Consider the following 19,078-nt stretch of genomic DNA (forward strand, 5'->3'; position numbering starts at 1 on the left):
GACGCATGGCCGACGCGCCAGACGTCCAGACCGTCGAAACGGGCGACGAATTCATCCACGTCCGGTTCCGCGACCCGGACGAGTTCGACGAGATCCGGACGCCCGACTGGGCCGCCAACGCCGCTCGGGACGTCTCGGAAGGAGCCGAAGTCCGGACCGGCGACCGGGTGGGCGACGACGACTGGCTGGTCCAGAGCGTGTTGATCAAGAAGAACGTCGGTGAGGAGAAGGCCCGCGAGCAGGCGACGAAGATCGTCGAGAAGATCGAGTCTTGACTGCGAACGGCGGTGGTCGTCCGGCCATCGAGAATCCGTGGACGAAGTGATACTCCTCCATCGGCGGAGCCACGACCGGCTGCTGAACGGAGGGCAGTCAGGTGCTGATAACTCGGAAGTGACAACTGAGAGTCGTCAAGGAGATGAAGCGGGCGGAAAGAATCGAGTGTCCGTACTGTAGAATTAATTGTAATGGAGGTCGGGCAGGTAGGTGTAAGATGTTATTTACATCTTGCATTCTATAATTAAATCGCGAAGATGTCTTGTGGTACTACTGCCAATGACCAAAATTCTCGCGGCCGATTATAGCATATTAACAGTGATAATTCGACCCTAATGACTATAAATAGGTTCTGAGATATCGGGATGTGAAGTTCCAACAATTATTACCTAATTCCATCAGGAAAAGCTACCTTCGGAAGTTCGGGGCAGTGTTGCTCGTGATGCTCGTCGCCACTGCAGGCGTCAGTTTATGGATACAGCAAGAAGTGTCTGCAGAGTTGACGCACGAAAAACACAACGAGCTCGAATCGCTCGCCGCTCTGGAGGCCGACCAGCTATCCGAGTGGATAGCCGAGCAGAAGCGGCTCACCGCCGCGCTCGGTGAGAACGAAGCGTTCCGAAGCGGGTCGGGCGGCGAAATCGACCGGGAACTCGACGAGCAGTTCGGGGAACTCCCGGAGGCGGCCCACGCGTTACACTACGTCGACCGCTCGACCGGAGAAGTGGTCCACAGCACGGACGATAGCGCGGTCGGCATGTCGCTGGAAGAGAGCAGCGTCGAGTGGGCAGAAGGGTCGCTGGCGTTCGGCGAGAACGGGACGACCGCGGTCTCCGAGCCGTTCAGTCTCGGTGGGAGCAAGGTCACCGCGTTCGCCACCCCGGTCGAGGGGAGGGACGCCGCAATCCTGCTGACCGTCGACACGGCCGCCCGGGCGAACCACTTCAAGCAATCCATCGAGGGGACCAAGACCGTGGTCGTCAACGCCGATGGGACCGTCGTCGTCGCGTCGGACAAATCGGCCATCCTCACAGAGTACGGCAAGGCCGACTCGATGGCGCTGAAGAAAGGGCTCGACGGGAAGACCGAGACGATGGACATGGGCCCGATGAAGGGCGTCATGGACCGGAAACACATCATGGCGGTCGCACCGATAGAGGGCACCGATTGGGTCCTCCTAATGCACGTCCCGCAGTCGAACGCGTACGCCCTCAAATCGACGGTTCGGAACGACATCCTGATGCTGCTCGGGATGTTCGTGCTGGGATTCGTCGTGCTGGGCGCGACCATCGGTCGCAACACTGTCAACGCGCTCGACGACCTCGCGGAGAAGGCCAACGCCATCGCGGCTGGCGACCTCGGGGTGGAGATCGACGAGACCGACCGCATCGACGAGGTCGGCGAGGTGACGACCGCGTTCGGGTCGATGAAGTCCTACCTCAACACGGCCGCGAATCAGGCCGACGCGCTGGCCGACCAGCATTTCGATGACCCGGTGCTGGACGAGGAGGTGCCCGGGGAGTTCGGCGAGTCGCTCGATGCGATGCACCACGATCTCGAAGCGCTCATCACAGACATCGAACAAGCGCAAGCCGAGGCCCAAGAGGCGCAGGCCGAAGCCGAGGCGCTCAACGCCGCGCTCGAACAGAAGGCCCACGAGTTCGGTGGCGTCATGGAAGCGGCGGCCGCGGGCGACCTGACCCAGCGGATGGACCCCGAGAGCCGGAGCGAGGCGATGGAGCAGATCGCCCAACAGTTCAACGACATGATCGCCGACATCGAGCAGACCATCACGCAGATCAAGGACTTCTCGGTAGACGTTGCCAACACCAGCGAAGAGGCGAGCAGCGGGGCCGAGGAGGTCGAGAACGCGAGCCAGGAGGTCGCCGAGTCCATCGAGGACATCTCTGCAGGCGCGGTCGAGCAGGCCGACCACGTAGACGAGGTCACGAACGAGATGAGCACCCTCTCGGCCACCATCGAGGAGATCGCGGCGTCGGCCAATCAGGTTGCCACCCTGTCCGACCAGGCGGCGGAAAAGGGTGCCACGGGCCGGGAACTCTCGGACGAGGCGATGGACGAGATGGACCGCATCGAGGAGACCACGGTCGAGACTGTCGAAACCGTCGAGCAGTTGGACGACGAGATGGCCCAGATCGGCGACATCGTGGAGATGATCGATAGAATCGCCGAGCAGACCAACGTCCTCGCACTCAACGCCTCCATCGAGGCCGCCCGGGCGGGCGAAGCGGGCGAGGGCTTCGCGGTCGTCGCCAACGAGGTCAAAGATCTCGCCGAGGACACCCGCGACGCCACCCAAGAGATCGGCGACCTCATCGAGCAAGTTCAGGACTCGACCTCCGAAACGGTCGAGGACATGCAGGAGATGCGCGAGCGCGTCGACGCCGGCATGGAGACCATCGACGAAGGCCTCGGGACGCTCGACGAGGTGGTCGCGGACGTGGAGGAGGCCAACGAGGGCGTCCAGGAGATCAACGAGGCGACAGAGGACCAGGCCACCTCGACCGAGGAGATCGTCTCGATGGCGAGCGAAGTGGCGAGCATCAGCGAGGAGACCTCCGCTGAGGCCCAGACCGTCTCTGCGGCCGCCGAAGAGCAGACCGCCTCGCTGAGCCAGGTCACTACCGAGGTCGAGAGCCTCTCGGAGAAGTCCCAGGAACTCGACTCGCTCCTCGGGAAGTTCGAGGTATCCGTCGACGAGGACGACGTCGCGCCCGCAGCGGGCGACTCTAGCGGCCATAGACTGACCGCCGACGGAAACGGCTTCGAATGGACGGAGGGAGACCGATGAGCGCGAGAGAGACCGACACCGGAGCCGACGACAGGACCGAGGCCCTCACCGTACTCGAGTTCGCGCTCGGCTCCCAGCGGTGCTGCATGCGCATCGAGTGCGTGGTCGAGGTCGTCCGGACGGGCGGGGTCACGCCGATGCCGGACACCCCGGCGCACGTCGAGGGCGTCATGGACCTGCGCGGCGAGACCACGGCGATAGTGGACCCGACGAAACTGCTCGACTTCGACACCGACAGCTCGAAGAGTAAGGTCGTCGTCCTCGAAGCCGAGGAGGCGGTCGGGTGGCTCGTCGACAAAGTGTATCAGGTTCGCCGCGTAGCCACCGACGCGCTCGACGACACGGTCGCCAGCGGCTCGGTGAAGGGCGTGTTCGCTGACGGAGACCACGTCGTCTGGATCGAACCCGACGAGGTGCTCGGGGCGCAGTGAGGACACGAAGCTCGTTCTTTTCGGGGGAGTTAGACGCACCGGTCTCCGCGAGTCAGGCTTGGAGAAGCAGGTCCCAATAATGGACGGGGGTGTCGTCGGGGCCGACTTGCTTCGTGACCCGCTCGCCGCACTCGACCGCCACGGCGCGGTCGAAGATCGGCCCGTCAGAGACGAACGTGTGGAACTCGCCGTCCTCGCCGCAGGGGTCGACGCCCTGGGGCAGGTCCGCGAGGAAGTCGGCGTCGAGGCGGCGACCCGCGAACGAGGCGTCCAGCGCCTCGCCGTCAACCGCGACCACGATGGCCTCGAAGGCGTCCGCGAACTCCCGGGCGACCGTCCCTGTGTCCCGGCCCCAGATGGGCCAGTGCCCCTCGACTCCTGTGTCGGCGAGGCGCTCCTCGCGGTAGGCCCGCACGTCTTCGAGATAGAGGTCGGCGAACGCGATGCGCTGGACTCCTCGCTGCTCGTACTCGGCGGTCGCCTCGGCCATCGCTGACTCGTACTCGTCGTTCGAGGCGTCGTCCGGAATTTCGACGAACCGGATCGGCAGGTCGAGCGCCGCGGCCTGTCGCTCGTAGAGGGCCCGACGGACGCCGTGCATGCTCGACCGGCCGGTGTCCGCCGAAACTGTCGTGAGTAGTTCGACTGGCTCGTTGCCGGACTCGATCAGTTCCCGGAGCGCGTAGCTGGCGTCCTTCCCGCCGCTCCACGAGAGCACCGTGGGCGGCGAGTCGCCGTCGGCCGTCCCCGCCACGTCAGCTCCGGAGCCGCCCGCCGTCCACCGGCATCGCGACGCCGTTGACGAAGCTGGCGCGCTCACTGGAGAGGAAGGCGACGGCGTCACCGAACTCGCTGGGCTGGCCCACGCGGTCGAGCGGGATGTCGGCCGACCAGTCTGCCAGCCCCTCGTCGTAGCTGTCGTACTCACCGCGCTCGACCGACGCCTCCACGAGTTCCTGGATGCGTGGCGTCTCGTGCGCGCCGGGCAGCACCGCGTTGGCCCGCACCTCGGGTGCCCACTCGCGAGCTTGGGTCTTCATCAGGCCGACGACGCCGCGCCGGACCGCGTTCGAGAGCACCAGACCGTCGATGGCCTCGCGCACGCTGGTCGAGGTCACGTTCACGATGCTGCCGGCGTCGCTCTCGACGAGGTGCGGGTGGGCGGCCTTCGTGAGTCTCACGACGCTCATCACCAGCAGGTCGTACGCCTCGTACCAGTCGCGCTCGGTGGTGTCGAGGAAGCTCCCGCTGGGTGGTCCGCCCGCCGAGGTGACGATGTGGTCCAGCCCGCCGAACTCCTCGACGGTGGCATCGACCAGCGCCTCGATCTCGTCGGGGTCGGTGATGTCGGTTGGCACCGCGACCACGTCACCGTCGCCCGCCGCGTCGATCTCTTCCTTCGCGTCCTGTAGCTTCTCCTCGCCTCGCGCGCAGATGGCGACGTTCGCGCCTTCGGCCGCGAGCGCCTTCGCCGACGCCCGGCCGAGCCCGCTCGAACTCGCCGTTACCAGTGCTGCGTTGCCCGCTATTCCGAGGTCCATGCTCACCGGTTCGGAGTCCGAGCTAAAAGTTCTCGGGGTGGCGGATGATCTGCGGGAGAACTTCGGCCAGTCGGCTACCGACGGTTATTGTCGAGATAACGAATATCGGGAGAATGGCTGCGGAACACGCGAGACGTAGACCCGTACTCTGGACGGAACGCTACTCCGTGTGTGACTCTCTCGAAGTCCGCACCGTCACCTCGCCCGAGGTCGTCACGCCGACGAGCAGGTCCTCTTGGACCTCCCGGCCCGACACCGCGTCCCCGGCCGCGTCGCTCACGCGCTTCATCAGCTCCGGCGCGGCGTGGTTGACCTTCACGCCGGCCTCGTCGCAGGCGTCGTACACCCGCGTCGGCACGTCGTAGAGGTCGGTCCCAACCTCGACGGTCACCTGCACCGGCGCCCGGAGTGCCTCGGAGAACGCCACCGTCTCGCGGGCCTTCCGGACGTTCTCGCGAGCGCTGGCCTCCACGCTGGAGACGTTCGCGCGGGAGGTGCCGAGTCGGTCGGCGATGTCGGCCTGCGCGACGCCGCGCTCGCGCAGGACCAGCACCTCCGCCTGTCGCCGAGTCAGCACGTTCGTCTCGGCGTCGAACCCCGTCCGGTCGAGGATCTCGTCCACGTCGTGGTCGTCGCTCACGGTCGACCCCCCCGTCCGGCGGGCGAGGCCCGGGGGCGCTGTCGTTCCGGTGGACCATCGACCGGAGCGCGGTAGATTCGCCTCATGGACCAGTGTACGCACGCCACCCGAAAAAACCCGCGGCGACGAACGCTATTGTGCGGCGACGAACGCTGTTGGGACTGTCCACCCCGTCGGCCCGGTGAGGGCCGGGTTCAGCTACCCCAGAAGTTGTCGCGGCTTCCGAGGCGCGGTCCGCGGTCGTCTTTGTCGCTCTGGTCGGCGTCGTCGTCGGCCGCCTCGGCGTCGTCGGCCTCGCCGTCGGCCTCCTCCGACTCGCCGTCGGCGTCGGTCGCCGACTCCTTCTCGTCGTCCATGGGCAGGCGTTCGAGTTCGTCGGCCTGCGCGTGGTTGCCGTGGACGTTCGTGATCTTCACCTTCGCGCGGGCGTCCGGGAGCACGCCGTCGACCATCACGATGAAGCCGTCCTCCGTGCGGCCGACGCCGGCACCGCTCTCGTGGATGTCCTCGACGTCCACCACGACCTCCTCGCCCGGCTGGACCGGCGCGGTCTTGAGCTCCGAGATGGGCTGGCTGTAGTGGTTGCACCACTCGGCTCCCCCGCGGTCGCCGTAGTGCTGACAGCCCATCCCCTCGATCCGTTCCTGAAAACTCGGGCACTCGTCGGCCAGTGGACAGTCCGGCATGACCGAGGCTACTCGCCGACTGGCCTAAACGTTTACGTACAACCTTTTGCTGCGCTCGGCCCCGGCGAGCCGTCGGCTCGCCGCGGCCTCGCTGGCAAGAGGTTGATCAAAAACCTGCGCTCGTCCCGCCCCTCACTGCGTTCGCTCTGGTCCTCGCTTGGGCCGCTCGCTCGGCGACGGCGCAGAGCGCCGCCGCCTCGCTCGCGGGAGAACTGCTGGTGCGCTCTCGGTGGACGGTTCACCAGCGCGCGACCGGTGGACGATCCACCAGCGCGCCCCCAGTGGAAAGGCCACCGGCGCGCGACCGGTGGACGATTCACCAGCGCGCCCCCGGTGGACCGTCGGCCGGTCGCGTCCGCTCGGCTGTTGATCGAGTTGCGAGCGACGGCTTCACTCCCCGGCGACGAGGAACGTCTTGCCGCCCTTGCGCTCGAAGTACACCTCGGCGTCCGCGAGCCACTCGCCGACGTACTCGTCCACGCGGTCGGTCTCGACGCCGGACACGTCGAGTACGGTGCGGTCGTCGCCGTCAGCCGGGCGTTCCGCGCGAGCGAATCGAGCGTTCATACTCGTTACCTGTCGGTGCGAGGGTAAGAAGGTGAGCCGTCCGGAGCGAAAGTGAAACTGACGGACTGCGGCCGCGTGGACCTCACTGGGCTCTTCGGGCCGGTATGCAGTCGGTCAGCGTTCGATGACCGTCGCCGCGACGTAGGTGAGTAGCCCGAGCAGGACGAACGGGACGACGTGCAGTCCGATGGCGACGACCTGTGCGAACGGGTAGTCCGGGAACGGCGAGAAAAACAGGAGGAACAGCGTGAAAAAGAGGATGATGACCATCGGGATGATGTTGACCGAGATGTCGAGCAGGGTCTCGCGGTCGAAGAGGGAGTCGGCCATGACGGATGCAACGGACGGCGTCCAGCGAGTTAACGCCACTGGCTGGGCCGGGCCGGTCGGCGCGCGCCGCCGACCGGCCCGGCCCAGCTACTCAGCGAGTATCGTCCTCTCAGCCGTACAGCAACTGCTCGGCCTGCGTCCGTCGCCGGTCGACGTCGAAGTGGGGGTCGACGCCGGAGTTGGCGGCCAGCCGGTCCAGCACCAGCAACGGATCGGACCCCGCACGCTCGACGCGCTCCAGCAGGGCCGACAGCTCCGCGCGGTACAGCGCCAGCGAGTCGAGCAGCCCGACCGCCAGCGCCATCGCCACGCCCGCGTCGCCGCTGGGGAAGGCGTCGCTGATGGCCGAAAAGTCGGGCGGCCCCTCGGGAACGTCCGACTCCTCGACGGGGTCGATGGCGAGACACCGCGTGCAGATCGCCACCGCGGCGGATGCCTCGGGCAGGTGGTCGCGCAGGTCCGCGGGGACGCGGAACGCGAGTTGGTCGCCGCCGCAGTCGGGACAGGTCATACCCGCGGTTGGGTCGGAGCGGTGAAAAACGTGGGCGAAAACGGGGTGCAGTCGAGGCGAAGCGCCGAGACGCTACGCGAGTTCCAGCCTGTCGAGCGTCTCGCTCGTGGGTTCGCCAGCGGCGTCCCAGCCGCGGAACTCGTAGTAGCGCTCGAGCATCTCGTCGAGTTCCTCGGGCGGACAGTACATCCCCTCGGCGGGACCGTCCGGGATGGCCTCGTGCTGGACGCGGTGGGGAAGCGTGTCCGTCTCGGCCGAGGCGACCCCGCGCTCGACGTTGATGAGCCGTTCAAGGTTGTACACGCGCTCGCCGATCTCCTCGACCTCCTCGGTCGTGAGGTCCCAGTCGGTGGCGGCGTTGATGGCGTCGCGGTAGCGGTCGTTGACGTACTTGCCCCACCCGCCCTCGCTGACGAACCGACACTGGGTGAGCGAGTCGCCCAGCGCCGTGAAGTGCTGGGAGCGCGCGGCGAACTCCGGGGTTCCCTCGGTGGTCTCGTCGTGCTCGCCCTGATACTGGAGCGTGGGCCGGGTGTCGTGGTGCGAGCCGCCGCGAGTCGCGGTGGCGTAGCCGATGCTCATCCCCTTCAGCCCGCGCGCCGAGTGGGCCGCGATTTCGAGGCCCTTCACGCCGTAGAGGAGTTCGTCCGCGCCGTCGCCCACGTCGGCCGCGAGCCGGAACGACCCCTCCGCGAGGTCGTCGCCGAAGTCCTCGCGGTGGGCGATCTGCTCGGCGAGGTCGACCAGCCCGTCCGCGTCGCCGAACTCCAGATGCGGGGACGCCTCGTCCGGAACGAGGCCGCGTTCGTAGCACTCGCGGGCGAACGCGACGGTCACCCCGAAGCTGATGGTGTCCATCCCGAGCCGGTCACAGAGATCGTTGGCCTTCATCACGCGCTTGACGTCGAACACCTCCTGCATCGTCGACGTGGCGTAGAGGCTCTCGAACTCCGGAATTTTTCCTTCCGTGATGCCCTCGGACTCGACGGTGACGTGCTTGCCGCAGGCGACCGGGCAGGCCGTGCAGGTCGTGTCCTCGACCACGAACTCCTCCTTGATGCGCTCGCCGCTGACCGCCTCGGCCTCCGCCTCACCGGACTGCTCGGACTGGAGATTCCGGCGGCCGAGCTTCCCCATCTCGTTGACGGGGTTGACGAGCCCGGCGGTCCCGTGGGTCTGGAGCATCTCGGTCTCCTGCATGAGTTCGCCCATCCGGCCGGTCGCGAGGTCGCGGAGTTCGCCTTCGTTCTCGGGCTCGGCTTGGAAGTCGCCCTCGCGGACCGCGACGGCCTTGACGTTCTTCGACCCCAGGACGGCCCCGCTACCGCCCCGGCCAGCGACGCCCTCGCGGCGCTCCGAGTCGTGGAGCAGGCAGGCGTACCGCACCCGATTCTCACCGGCGGGGCCGGCCGCGACGACGTGGGTGTCGTACCCCTGCCCCTCGCGCTCGCGGATTTCCGCGCAGGTATCGTACGTGCCCTTCCCCGACAGCTCTCCGGCGGGTTCGAGGCTCGCGCCATCTTCGTCGACGCGGACGTACACCGTTTCGTCGGCTTCTCCGTGGAGCACGATGGCGTCGAACCCCGTCGACTTCTGGGCGGCGGGGAACGTGCCGCCGAACGTGCTGTCGAAGAAACCGTCGGTCATCGGGCTGACGAACCCGACGACGCCGCGGCTGGTGCTCTGGAACGGAGTGGCGGTCATCGGGCCGACCGCGAACACCGCCACGTTCTCCGGGTCGAACGGGTCCGCGTCGGTCGGCACGTGGTCGCGGACCAGTTTCGCGGCCAGCCCGTTGCCGCCGAGGAATCGCCGCGCGGTCTTGGAGTCCAGCGACTCGATCCGGTGCTCGCCAGCGTCGAGGTCCACGTGAAGCACGTCGCCGCCGTACACGCTCGGGAGATCGGCCGTCATTCGTTGGCAAGGGGATGGTCGGGCAGCGCCATAAAAGTTTAGCGTCGCTTCGAGTCGCGTTCTATAAGATTCTCTGCGTCTCCGAAAATCTACGAAAATAATTCGGTGTCGTTGAACAGAATCGTTCCGAGACGGAGTCCGCACAAACATTAATCAGCGTTCCAGACCTCGGCGGCGAGGGCATCGCGAACCCGAGCGCGGAGTTTCGGAACGTTTCGAGGTTACGACTCCCGCCGCCGCTCGACCAGCCCGTTCTCGTGGGCCTTGCACGACGCACCTATCGTCAGCTCGTGGTACGCGTCGGCCAGTTCGGCCTCGACCACGAGGTCGTCGAACCCGCCGACGACCGCGACGTCCGAGACCAGATCCACGATGGAGTGGGTGACCGCCTCCTCCTCGCTCGGGCTGAGATACGGCGTCTTCGAGTCCATCACCGACTCGATCAGCTCCTCGTCGTTGTCCGCGCGCGGGTCGACCTCCGCCTCGATGGTCGCGTCGCCGTACGTCACGTCGAACCGGACGCCCGCGCCGTGTTCGCGGGGCCGGAGCTCGATCTCGCCGCCGTTCGCGGCGTGAGTCACCGGTTCGGTCACGGTCTGGCGGGGCTGCGAATCGCCCGCCGCGAGGTCGGCTTCGCCGAGCGCCTCGGCGAGCGCGGGGTTCGGCAGGCCTGCGGCGTGACCCACGACGTTGCCCGGGTCCATCTCGGCGGCGTAGCAGAAGCGGTGCTCGGGCCGGGCGAAGTCCCATTCCTCTCGGGTCCCGACCACGTTCGCAGCCGTCACGCCCCGGAGGCCGAGCACCCCGAGCACGTGCTCGACCACGAACGAGCGCGTCCCGTCCACGAGGTCCGAGCGCGTCTCGTCCACGAGGTCGACCCGCACGTCGGCCTTCCCGACGTAGTCGACGGTCGCGGGCACGCCGTTGACCTCGATTCCCGGCGACTGCTTGGGCTCGACGCGGACCTCCGTCCCCTCGACGGGGCTGGCGACGGTTCTCACGCGACCACCTCCAGCCTCGACAGCGTCGACGCCAGCAGGTCGACGCAGGTCCGGTGCTGCTCGGCGGAGAACTCCTGCGCGCCGGGCGTCCCCGTGCCGAGCGCCAGCTTCTCCGCGCCGGGAATCTCGGCGAAGACGCCGGGCTGGGGAAGCCATTCGTACTCGCAGTCCCCGCGGACCTCGCGGTGGGCCGCCTCGACTGCCTCGCGGAAATTCGCCGAGGGCGCGGCGCGCTCGACGCCCGTCACCGTCTCGAAGTCGACCGACTCGACGCTCGCGACGCCAGCGACGCCGTCGCTGGCGTCGCGAGCGTCGAGATCGGCGGAATCTGCAACGTCCGCGAGGCGAGCTTCGACCGCGCTCGGGCTGGTCGCGGGGGTCGTCGACACGTCGAACGTCGCGGTGAGGTCCCCGTCGACCGACAGCGAGTCGAGCGCGAACGTTGTCAGCCCCGTGGTGAACGTGCCCCGGTCGTCGGACTCCACCGGATAGTGGTCGTGGTGGGGCGCGAGCGCCTCGGTCAGCGCCGACACGCGCTCGTCGAGGCCGTCGAGGGTGTGGTCCGAGCGCGCGTCGTACTCGACCGTGACCTCGGCCCGGCCGGTGCCCTTCGTGACGGTCGAGGCGAACCCTCCGAGCGGTGCGAGGACGAGCCACGGACCGTCGGCAGTGAACGCCGGTTCCGGGTAGTGGAGCGCCACGTCGGCGGCAGCGCCGCCAGTCTCCGCGACAGTCTCGCAGGCCTCGACCGCGGCGGCGAGACGCCCGACGGCTCCGGCGGACTCGCCGACGTAGCCATCGTCCGTGCGCTCGACGGTCTCGGGGTCGACAGCGCCCGCGACGACGAGGTTCACGTCGCCGTCCGCGGTGGCTTCCTCCGCGCGGGAAACGACCTGTTCGGGGTCGGGAAGGCGCTCGGCCGGAGTTCCCGACGGCGAGTCCGAGCCCGAATTCGGGCCCGAGTCGGTTGCCGTCATCCCGTCACCCCCAGCGGGTCGGTCGTCATTCGGTCACCCCCATCAGGTCGGCGGTCGAGGCGGCCATCACCTTCGCCGCGGTGACGACCTCCTCGATGGGCACGTACTCGTCGACGACGTGGGCCTGGTCCAGCAGTCCCGGCCCGTAGACGATGCACTCCTCGATGCCGGCGTCGTTGACCACGAAGCGCTGGTCGTCCGACCCGGGCGAGACCACGGGATCGGTCTCGTCGTAGAAGTCGAGGATGTTGTCGGTGTACGCCCGGCCGACCTCGCAGTCCTCGGGGACGCTCGCGGGTTCGGCGAACATGATCTCCTCGTAGTCGAAGCCGTGGCCGGTCGCACTTTCGGCCGCGTCCATCAGGTCCCGGATCTCCTCGCGGGCCGACTCGACAGTCTCGCCCGGGACGAGCACGCGGTAGAACGTCGCGCGACAGCGGTCGGGGATGACGTTCTCGGAGTAGCCCGCGTCGACCATCGTCGCCGAGATGTCGGCGTTGCGGGACTCGGCCGGAGTGACCGGCAGGTCGGTCGTGCGCTCGTGGAGTTCGTCTTCGTACTCGCCGACGCGGGTGAGGAAGTCGTTCATCGCCATCACCGCGTTCGCGCCGTCGTGGGCCATACAGCCGTGGGCCTTCTCGCCGCGCGCGGTGACGTGGAACTTGAGCACGCCACGGTGGCCAAGACAGATACGCGAGGAGTCGAAGCACTCGGTGTAGACGCAGTAGTCGGTGTTCTCCGGCGAGATGTATCCCTCGTCGACGAGGTGGCCGAGGCCGGTGAACCCGCCGGTCTCCTCGTCGACGGTCATGCTCTGGGTGACCGACCCGCGCAGGTCGACGCCCGCGGCTTCGAGCGCGTCGACGGCGAACAGGCTGGCCGCGATGCCGGACTTCATGTCGCTCGAGCCGCGGCCGTAGAGGCGGCCGTCCTCGACCACCGGGTCGTACGGGTCGTACGTCCAGTCCTCGCCCGCGGGCACCACGTCGAAGTGGCCCGTGAAGTGGACGTGCGGGCCGTCGTCGTCTCGCTCGCCCTCGCTGTCGGCATCGCCCGACTTCCGACCGAGCACGTTCACCCGCTCGTGGTCGGTCCGGTCGGGGTAGTGCTCGGCCACGACATCGTCTGGCACCTCGATGGTTTCGGTGTCGTAGCCGCGGTCGGCCATCGCCTCGCCGAGGAACTCGGCTCCTTCGCGGTAGTTCCTGCCCGGCGGGTTCTCGGTGTCGATGGCGACGAACTCGCGCAGGAACTCGACGATGTCGTCCTCGCGAGCCTCGACCGCGTCGTAGATCTCCTGTTTCGAGACGGCTGTGCGTTCGGCCATGTCAGATGTCCCGCCCGCCGTCTACTTCGAGCGCGGTGCCCGTGATCATCTCGGCCTCCTCGCTGGCGAGGAACACCGCGGCGTTGGCGATGTCCTCCGGTTCGGCCAGCCGCCCGAGCGGGATGGTGTCGGCCATGCCCTGGACGCTGAGGTCGCCGCCCGCGAAGTCCGGCAGCATGTCGGTGTCGGTCGCGACCGGACAGATGGCGTTGACCCGGATGCCGTCCTCGGCGAGTTCGTGGGCCAACTGCTTGGTGAGCGTGATCATCCCGCCCTTCGAGGCGGCGTACGCCGACAGGCCGGTCCGGGGTCGGATGCCCGCGGTCGACGCGGTGTTGAGGACGACCCCGCCGCCCCGCTCGCGCATGTGCGGCACGGCGAACTTCGCGCCGAGGAACGCGCTCTTGAGGTTCACGTCCTGAATGGTGTCCCACGTCTCCTCGGTCACGTCCTCGACCGGGGTCGACTCCTGCGGGATGCCCGCGTTGTTGTGGAGCACGTCGATTTGTCCGAACTCCTCGACCGTGCGCTCGACGAACGCTTCGACGTCGTCGGCGTCGGATACGTCGGCGGTGACGGCGAGTGTACCGCCGTCGCCGAGGTCGTCGAGTTCGTCGACCGTCTCGTCGGCCGCCTCGGCGTCGAGATCGACCGCGACGACGTTCGCGCCGCGCTCGGCGAACAGGTGCGCCGTCGCGCGACCCATCCCGGAGCCCGCTCCCGTGACGACTGCTGTCTTGTCGGTGAAACCCATACCACAGTGTTATTTCTCTCCCGTATCAAACTATCGCCAATCTATGCGCAATTTTTCGAAGAAGTGTGTAGGCGAGTGAACGGCGTCCGAACGAAGTCGAGGCTGGCGACGACCCGGCGACCGTCGAGTCGCCGGGTCGTCGCCAGCCCCGCCGTCCTAGATGGGGATGCGCCGGCCGAAGGCGATGGTCGGGAACGGCCCGGCCGAAGGCGATGGCCGGGGACACCCCAGGCGACTGCGGAGCGCGGTCGATCAGATCCCGGGGTGTCCGGCCGATTACGCGCCGGGGAGCGAGTCCGACTCGCCCTCGGCGAGGTTGATGGCGACGTTCTTGGTCTGGAGGTACGAGTCGAGCGCCTCCAGGCCCTTCTCGCGGCCGATGCCGCTGTGCTTGTAGCCGCCGAAGGGCGTCTGGTTCGTGTCGCCGAACCACTTGTTCACGTAGACGTTGCCCGCCTGCACGTCGCGCGCGAAGCGGTGGGCGCGGCGCACGTCGCTGGTGAAGATGCCGCTCGTGAGCCCGTAGTCCACGTCGTTGGCGATCTCGAACGCCTCCGCCTCGGTCTCGAACGGGATGACGGTGAGCACCGGGCCGAAGATCTCCTCCTGGGCGATGCGCATGTCGTTGTCCACGTCGGTGAAGACGGTCGGCTCGACGAAGTAGCCCTCGCGGTCGAGCGCATTCCCGCCCGCCGCGAGCGTCGCGCCCTCCTCGACTCCCGTCTCGATGTAGCTGGTGACCTTCTCGTACTGCTCGGCCGAGGCCAGCGGCCCCATGTCGAGGTCCTCCGCGCCGGGGCCGAGGTCGTAGTCCTCGGCGCGCGCGACGAGGCGCTCGACCATCTCGTCGTAGACCGACTCGTGGACGATGGCGCGGTCGGCGGCCGAGCAGACCTGTCCCGCGTTCGTGAAGATGGCCCGGTCGATCCAGGTGGCCGCCTCGTCGAGGTCGGCGTCCGGGAACACGAGCGCCGGGTTCTTCCCGCCGAGTTCGAGCGTGACCGGCGTGACCGTGTCGGCGGCCTGCTTCATGATGGCCTGTCCGGTCGGCACGCTCCCGGTGAAGGTGATGGTGTCGACGCCCTCGTGGGACGAGAGCGCGGCTCCCGCGGGGTCGCCGAAGCCGTTCACCACGTTGACGACGCCGTCGGGGACGCCCGCCTCCGCGCACAACTCGGCGAGCTTGAGCGACGACAGCGGCGTCTGCTCGGCGGGCTTGACGACCGCGGTGTTGCCGGCGACGAGCGCGGGTGCCACGCCGCGGGCGAACAGGTTACCCGGGAAGTTCCACGGCGTGATCTGGGCGCTCACGCCGTACGGCTCGCGCACGGTGAAGTCGATCTGGTCCGGGCCGACCGGGACGCTCGTCCCTTCGAGTTTGTCGGCCGCGCCCGCGTAGTACTCGAAGTAGCGGGCGGCCCCGCCCATGTCGCTTTTCGCCTGCGAGAGCGGCTTGCCCTGATCGAGGCTCTCGATGGCGGCCAGTTCCTCGCGGTGCTCGCGCACCAGTTCGCCGATCCGGCGGACGATGCGCCCGCGCTCGTCCGGGTCGGTGTCGCGCCACGCCGAGAACGCCTCGCGCGCTGCCGCGACCGCGCGGTCCACGTCGTCGGCCGTGGCCGCCGCGACCTCGGTGATCGGCTCGCCGGTCGCGGGATTCGTCGTCTCCAGCCGCCCGCCGTCGCCGGCCGGCGACCACTCGCCGCCGACGTACAGGTCGGTCGGTACGTCGACGTCACTGTGAGGAATCCTCATACTCGGTGTAGAGCGGTGCGGAGACGTTATGTCTTTTGGATGTCCGGCTGAATCGGCATTTTTTCGAACGTTCTTCAGAACATCGTGTTGAACGTGAAAAATTTCTGTGCCACGAGGAGATCTCGGGGAACCTTTATGTGGGTAAGTACCAAGGGCGCTGCTATGTCATCGGATAGATCGTCTGCCGACGAGGTCAGTCGTCGGCCCGTGCTCCGGGTCGCCGGTACTGCGGCCGCTGCGGCGTCGCTCGCGGGGTGTACCGGCGACGGGCAGGACGACTCGACCTCGACGCCGACCCCGCGGACGGCCGGGCGTCGTTCGAGGAGCGCGTCGAGAGCAGGCGACTGCTCGAAGGCGACGTGTCCGACCGGGCCGTGGTCGACGAGGCGGTCCGCGTCGCGACCGAGGAAGGCGGTGACGACCCCACCGTCGCGGTCAATTGCGCGGGCGTCGGCAGCGGCGGCCGCTTCGAGGAGATCACCGTCGAGGACCTCCGACGGACGTTCCGGGTCCACGTCGAGGGGACGTTCAACGGCTGCCGAGCCGTCCTGCCCGGGATGGACGACGCGGGCGGCGGTGCCATCGTGAACACGGGCTCCATCGCGGCGCTGGTGGGCTGGCGAGCCACGGCCGACTACACGCCCGCGAAGGGAGCCGTCGAGGCGATGACCCGCCAGCTTGCCGCCGAAGCCTCGCCGAAGGGCGTCCGGGTGCCGCTCACGGCGCGCCGGGATAATCGTCGCGCCACGGGCGAACGGCTTCGAGGGCCGCGCTGGCAGCCAACACGTCCTCGTCCGCGAACCGCCGGCCGGCGACCTGCAGCCCCACGGGCAGGCCGTCGTCGGTCAGCCCCGCCGGTACGGACGCGGCCGGGTGGCCCGTGAGGTTGTACACCATCGTGAGGAACCAGCCCGACCGGGAGTCGACCTCGACGCCGTTCACCTCGCTCGGGCCGAGCATCCCGTTCTCGAACGGCGGGACGGTCGTCACCGGGCTGACCACGATGTCGTACTCGTCGAACACGTCCTGCACGCCGTCGAACACGTCGGTCCGGCCCCGGCTCGCGCGGGTGTACTCGACCCCGCTGTGCTCGCGACCGTTCTCGGCCATCTCGACCATCCCGTCCGGGAACTGGTCGCTGTCCGCGCCCGTCACGTCGAGGTCGAACGCCTCCTGTAGCCGGTCGGCGAGCGTGGCGACCGACACCTCCCACTGGACCATCGAGGTGTCCTGGATGAGCTCGTCGAGGGTGTGCCCGAGGTCGACCTCGACCTCCTCGACCGACAGCCCGGCCCAGCGGAGGTCCTCGACCGCGGCCTCGACCACCGAGCGCACCGCGGGGTCGATGGGGAAGATGCCGAAGTCGGGGGTGTACGCGACCGAGAGGTCGGTGGCGTCGCGCTCGGCCGCCGCCTTGAAGTCCGTGCCGTCGTCGGGCAGGCTGAACGGGTCGCATGGGTCCGGACCGCTCAGCACGTCGAGCGCGAGCGCGGCGTCGGCGACCGTTCGGGCGTGGACGCCCTCGTGGATGAACGGCGTGTGGGTGCCGAACGCGTCGGGGCGGCTGTCCACCGGCACGCGGCCGTAGGACGGCTTGAACCCGACTACGCCGCAGAACGCCGACGGGATGCGCACCGACCCGCCCGCGTCGGACCCCTCCGCGAGTGGTGCCATCCCGTCGGCCACGGCGGCCGCCGACCCGCCCGAGGAGCCGCCCGCGTTCTTCCCGATCTCGAACGGGGTGGAGGTCGGTCCCGCGAGCAGGTTGTCGGTCGTGACCTTCAGGCCGAACTCCGGGGTGTTGGTCTTCCCGAGCACGATGGCCCCCGCATCCTCCAGTCGGCGCACCACGGCCGCGTCGCGCTCGGCGACGTGGTCTTCGAACGGCTTCGCGCCGAACGTCATCCGGACGCCCGCGACCTCGGTGAGGTCCTTGATGGCGACCGGGAGACCGTGGAGCGGGCCGAGGTCGTCGCCGCGCTCGACCGCCCGCTCGGCTTCCTCGGCCGCCTCGCGGGCTCGTTCGCCGAGCACCGTCACGTAGGCGTTGACCTCGTCGTTGCGCTCGGCGATGCGGTCGAGATACGCGTCCACGACCGCCACCGGCGAGACGACGCCGTTTCGGATGTCGTCTACGAGGTCGGCCGCGGATTCGAAACACAGTTCCTTCGTCACGGGGTATCGATTGACACAGCTAGTAATAAACCTACGTCCTCGGGACGCCGTTCGAGCGTTCTCGCCCCGGGCTCGCACTGCTGGAGCGAGCGCTTTCCCCCGGGCTCGCACTGCTGGAGCGAGCGCTTTCCCCCGGGCTCGCACTGCTGGCGGGGTCGAGCTGCTGAACCGACAGCTATCGGCGACCGAAAGCGGAGAAAACGGCAATCCTCGCTGAAAAATTTCCAGCGGGTCGGCGGGCATCAGTACACTGTTGTAGCTCCTCGCTCGTTGGGCCAGTGTGAACGGGAGTCGCGTCGCCGCGCGGCGCGCTGGCGAGCGCGTCGCGGACGCGCTCGCCAGCGCGCTCGTGCGCGGCTACAAGGTGATTCTGGTCGCAGTCGCGGCGCTGGCGGGCGTCGCGGTCCCCTCGGTCGGCGACGCGCTCGCGCCGCTGACGACGCCCATCGTGGTCTTTCTCGTGTTCGGGTCGCTCCGGGACGCCCGGACCGGCGGTGGGCCCTCGCCCTCGTTGCGGGCAGTCGCCGAGAGCCTGAGTATCGGCTATCTCGCACTCCCGGCGGTCGCCGTGGTGCTCGGCCGGGTCGTCCTCTCGCCCGCCGCGACGACCGGCGTCCTCGTGGCCGTGGCCGCGCCGACGACCGCGGGCAGCGCCATCGTCTGGACCCGGCTGGGCGACGGCGACACCGGGCTAGCGGCCGTGGTCGCGCTGGTCTCCATCCTGCTGGCACCGGTCGTCGCGCCGGTCATTCTCTCCGCGACCCTGACCGCCGACCTGTCGCTCGACGTGGTGCCGGTCGTCCGGCGGCTCCTCGTGGTGGTCGGCGGGGCCGTCGCGCTGTACTGGGCCGTCCCGGAGCGCGCGCTCGACGAGACACACCTCCGACGCGGGTCGCTCGCGGCAATCGTGGCGCTGGTGTACGTCAGCGTCGCGTCGAGCGACGTGGCCGGAACGTCGGTCGCGTACCTCGGCGAGGTCGCGCTCGCGGCGCTCGCCGTGATGGGCGTCGGCCTCGCGCTCGTGTTGGCGGTCGGGAAGGCGGTCGGCGGGAAGGCGGTCGGCGGGAAGGCGGTCGGCGGGAAGGCGGTCGGCGGGAAGGCGACCGGCGGGAAGGCGATCGGCCCGGGGCGACGACAACTGACGGCCGTCTTCTTCTCCTCGACGCTGAAGAACCTCGGCATCGGGCTGATAATCGCCGGTTCGCTCGGCGCGGGAGCCGGCCCCGCAATCGCCGTCACCGCGTTCTACGTGGTCCAGCAGCTCGCCAGCGGCGGCGTCGCGGAGGCGTTCCAGTCGCGATGGAGTAGTGAACAAAATTCGGAGTAATCACCGCTATCGTGGATAGAGTAAGAAGATTATCCCGAAGGTCGGAAGGTTTAT

18 protein-coding genes and 1 pseudogene are annotated in these 19,078 nt (G+C 68.3%); 5 read left to right on the top strand and 14 right to left on the bottom strand.

Annotation, left to right across the window (positions count from 1 at the left end; all coding sequences use genetic code 11):
- Nucleotides 1-5 precede the first annotated feature (5 nt).
- The 3 genes from DPQ64_RS12475 (at nt 6) to DPQ64_RS12485 (ending at nt 3,519) form a co-directional block, all read left to right on the top strand.
- Nucleotides 6-275, top strand: a complete 270-nt coding sequence (locus tag DPQ64_RS12475) for a hypothetical protein (RefSeq protein ID WP_115864653.1) — start codon at nt 6-8, stop codon at nt 273-275.
- A 500-nt stretch (nt 276-775) separates the two neighbouring features.
- On the top strand, nt 776-3,088 hold the full coding sequence (locus DPQ64_RS12480) for a methyl-accepting chemotaxis protein (RefSeq protein WP_198662123.1): 2,313 nt from the start codon (nt 776-778) through the stop codon (nt 3,086-3,088).
- Nucleotides 3,085-3,519: a chemotaxis protein CheW gene (locus DPQ64_RS12485; protein WP_115864655.1), complete on the top strand. Its 435-nt coding sequence runs from the start codon at nt 3,085-3,087 to the stop codon at nt 3,517-3,519. The genes DPQ64_RS12480 and DPQ64_RS12485 overlap by 4 nt, the downstream gene beginning before the upstream one ends.
- A 52-nt stretch (nt 3,520-3,571) precedes the next feature.
- Here the strand turns inward: DPQ64_RS12485 and DPQ64_RS12490 are convergent, their stop codons facing one another.
- From DPQ64_RS12490 to DPQ64_RS12545, 13 genes are all read right to left on the bottom strand, one after another.
- Nucleotides 3,572-4,273, bottom strand: coding sequence for a Dph6-related ATP pyrophosphatase (locus tag DPQ64_RS12490; protein ID WP_115864656.1), 702 nt, complete (start codon nt 4,271-4,273; stop codon nt 3,572-3,574).
- A 1-nt stretch (nt 4,274) separates the two neighbouring features.
- The gene (locus DPQ64_RS12495) at nt 4,275-5,060 is read right to left on the bottom strand and encodes an SDR family oxidoreductase (RefSeq protein ID WP_115864657.1); all 786 of its coding nucleotides are present in this window, start codon (nt 5,058-5,060) and stop codon (nt 4,275-4,277) included.
- A gap of 160 nt (nt 5,061-5,220) precedes the next feature.
- Nucleotides 5,221-5,700: a Tfx family DNA-binding protein gene (locus DPQ64_RS12500; RefSeq protein ID WP_115864658.1), complete on the bottom strand. Its 480-nt coding sequence runs from the start codon at nt 5,698-5,700 to the stop codon at nt 5,221-5,223.
- Between the two features lie 194 nt (nt 5,701-5,894).
- Complete coding sequence (locus DPQ64_RS12505; RefSeq protein WP_115864659.1) at nt 5,895-6,386, bottom strand: TRAM domain-containing protein; 492 nt, start codon at nt 6,384-6,386, stop codon at nt 5,895-5,897.
- A 390-nt stretch (nt 6,387-6,776) separates the two neighbouring features.
- Nucleotides 6,777-6,953 carry a hypothetical protein gene (locus DPQ64_RS18840; protein WP_157971694.1) on the bottom strand — a complete coding sequence of 59 codons (177 nt, stop codon included), beginning with the start codon at nt 6,951-6,953 and terminating at the stop codon, nt 6,777-6,779.
- Between the two features lie 114 nt (nt 6,954-7,067).
- Complete coding sequence (locus DPQ64_RS12510; protein WP_115864660.1) at nt 7,068-7,283, bottom strand: DUF6684 family protein; 216 nt, start codon at nt 7,281-7,283, stop codon at nt 7,068-7,070.
- Between the two features lie 109 nt (nt 7,284-7,392).
- Nucleotides 7,393-7,794, bottom strand: a complete 402-nt coding sequence (locus DPQ64_RS12515) for a DUF6276 family protein (RefSeq protein ID WP_115864661.1) — start codon at nt 7,792-7,794, stop codon at nt 7,393-7,395.
- Between the two features lie 72 nt (nt 7,795-7,866).
- Complete coding sequence (locus tag DPQ64_RS12520; RefSeq protein WP_198662124.1) at nt 7,867-9,708, bottom strand: aldehyde ferredoxin oxidoreductase family protein; 1,842 nt, start codon at nt 9,706-9,708, stop codon at nt 7,867-7,869.
- 221 nt (nt 9,709-9,929) lie between these two features.
- Nucleotides 9,930-10,709 carry a hypothetical protein gene (locus tag DPQ64_RS12525; RefSeq protein ID WP_115864663.1) on the bottom strand — a complete coding sequence of 260 codons (780 nt, stop codon included), beginning with the start codon at nt 10,707-10,709 and terminating at the stop codon, nt 9,930-9,932.
- Complete coding sequence (locus DPQ64_RS12530) at nt 10,706-11,686, bottom strand: hypothetical protein (RefSeq protein ID WP_115864664.1); 981 nt, start codon at nt 11,684-11,686, stop codon at nt 10,706-10,708. The genes DPQ64_RS12525 and DPQ64_RS12530 overlap by 4 nt, the downstream gene beginning before the upstream one ends.
- 25 nt (nt 11,687-11,711) lie before the next feature.
- On the bottom strand, nt 11,712-13,013 hold the full coding sequence (locus tag DPQ64_RS12535) for an ArgE/DapE family deacylase (RefSeq protein ID WP_115864665.1): 1,302 nt from the start codon (nt 13,011-13,013) through the stop codon (nt 11,712-11,714).
- Nucleotide 13,014: 1 nt separating this feature from the next.
- Nucleotides 13,015-13,767, bottom strand: coding sequence for an SDR family oxidoreductase (locus DPQ64_RS12540; protein ID WP_115864666.1), 753 nt, complete (start codon nt 13,765-13,767; stop codon nt 13,015-13,017).
- A gap of 276 nt (nt 13,768-14,043) precedes the next feature.
- Nucleotides 14,044-15,522 (bottom strand): aldehyde dehydrogenase family protein, encoded by a 1,479-nt coding sequence (locus tag DPQ64_RS12545; protein ID WP_115864667.1) that lies wholly within the window; start codon nt 15,520-15,522, stop codon nt 14,044-14,046.
- Between the two features lie 254 nt (nt 15,523-15,776).
- Here DPQ64_RS12545 and DPQ64_RS19625 point away from each other — a divergent pair.
- Nucleotides 15,777-16,223 (top strand): annotated as a pseudogene (locus tag DPQ64_RS19625) (SDR family NAD(P)-dependent oxidoreductase); the annotation flags it as partial.
- Between the two features lie 16 nt (nt 16,224-16,239).
- On the opposite strand, the gene DPQ64_RS12555 reads toward DPQ64_RS19625, so the two are convergent.
- Nucleotides 16,240-17,697: an amidase gene (locus DPQ64_RS12555; protein ID WP_115864669.1), complete on the bottom strand. Its 1,458-nt coding sequence runs from the start codon at nt 17,695-17,697 to the stop codon at nt 16,240-16,242.
- 280 nt (nt 17,698-17,977) lie between these two features.
- Between DPQ64_RS12555 and DPQ64_RS12560 the strand changes: the two genes are divergently transcribed.
- Nucleotides 17,978-19,024: a bile acid:sodium symporter gene (locus tag DPQ64_RS12560; protein WP_115864670.1), complete on the top strand. Its 1,047-nt coding sequence runs from the start codon at nt 17,978-17,980 to the stop codon at nt 19,022-19,024.
- The last annotated feature ends 54 nt before the right edge of the window (nt 19,025-19,078 follow it).

This window comes from Halorussus litoreus, assembly GCF_003382685.1.
Lineage (GTDB): Archaea > Halobacteriota > Halobacteria > Halobacteriales > Haladaptataceae > Halorussus > Halorussus litoreus.

Excerpts from the sequence above, each read along its gene's own strand:
- DPQ64_RS12475 (WP_115864653.1), top strand. The coding sequence starts at position 6 with ATGGCCGACGCGCCAGACGTCCAGACCGTCGAAACGGGCGACGAATTC.
- DPQ64_RS12485 (WP_115864655.1), top strand. The coding sequence starts at position 3,085 with ATGAGCGCGAGAGAGACCGACACCGGAGCCGACGACAGGACCGAGGCC.
- DPQ64_RS12495 (WP_115864657.1), bottom strand. The coding sequence starts at position 5,060 with ATGGACCTCGGAATAGCGGGCAACGCAGCACTGGTAACGGCGAGTTCG.
- DPQ64_RS12505 (WP_115864659.1), bottom strand. The coding sequence starts at position 6,386 with ATGCCGGACTGTCCACTGGCCGACGAGTGCCCGAGTTTTCAGGAACGG.
- DPQ64_RS18840 (WP_157971694.1), bottom strand. The coding sequence starts at position 6,953 with ATGAACGCTCGATTCGCTCGCGCGGAACGCCCGGCTGACGGCGACGAC.
- DPQ64_RS12510 (WP_115864660.1), bottom strand. The coding sequence starts at position 7,283 with ATGGCCGACTCCCTCTTCGACCGCGAGACCCTGCTCGACATCTCGGTC.
- DPQ64_RS12515 (WP_115864661.1), bottom strand. The coding sequence starts at position 7,794 with ATGACCTGTCCCGACTGCGGCGGCGACCAACTCGCGTTCCGCGTCCCC.
- DPQ64_RS12520 (WP_198662124.1), bottom strand. The coding sequence starts at position 9,708 with ATGACGGCCGATCTCCCGAGCGTGTACGGCGGCGACGTGCTTCACGTG.
- DPQ64_RS12530 (WP_115864664.1), bottom strand. The coding sequence starts at position 11,686 with ATGACGGCAACCGACTCGGGCCCGAATTCGGGCTCGGACTCGCCGTCG.
- DPQ64_RS12535 (WP_115864665.1), bottom strand. The coding sequence starts at position 13,013 with ATGGCCGAACGCACAGCCGTCTCGAAACAGGAGATCTACGACGCGGTC.
- DPQ64_RS12540 (WP_115864666.1), bottom strand. The coding sequence starts at position 13,767 with ATGGGTTTCACCGACAAGACAGCAGTCGTCACGGGAGCGGGCTCCGGG.
- DPQ64_RS12545 (WP_115864667.1), bottom strand. The coding sequence starts at position 15,522 with ATGAGGATTCCTCACAGTGACGTCGACGTACCGACCGACCTGTACGTC.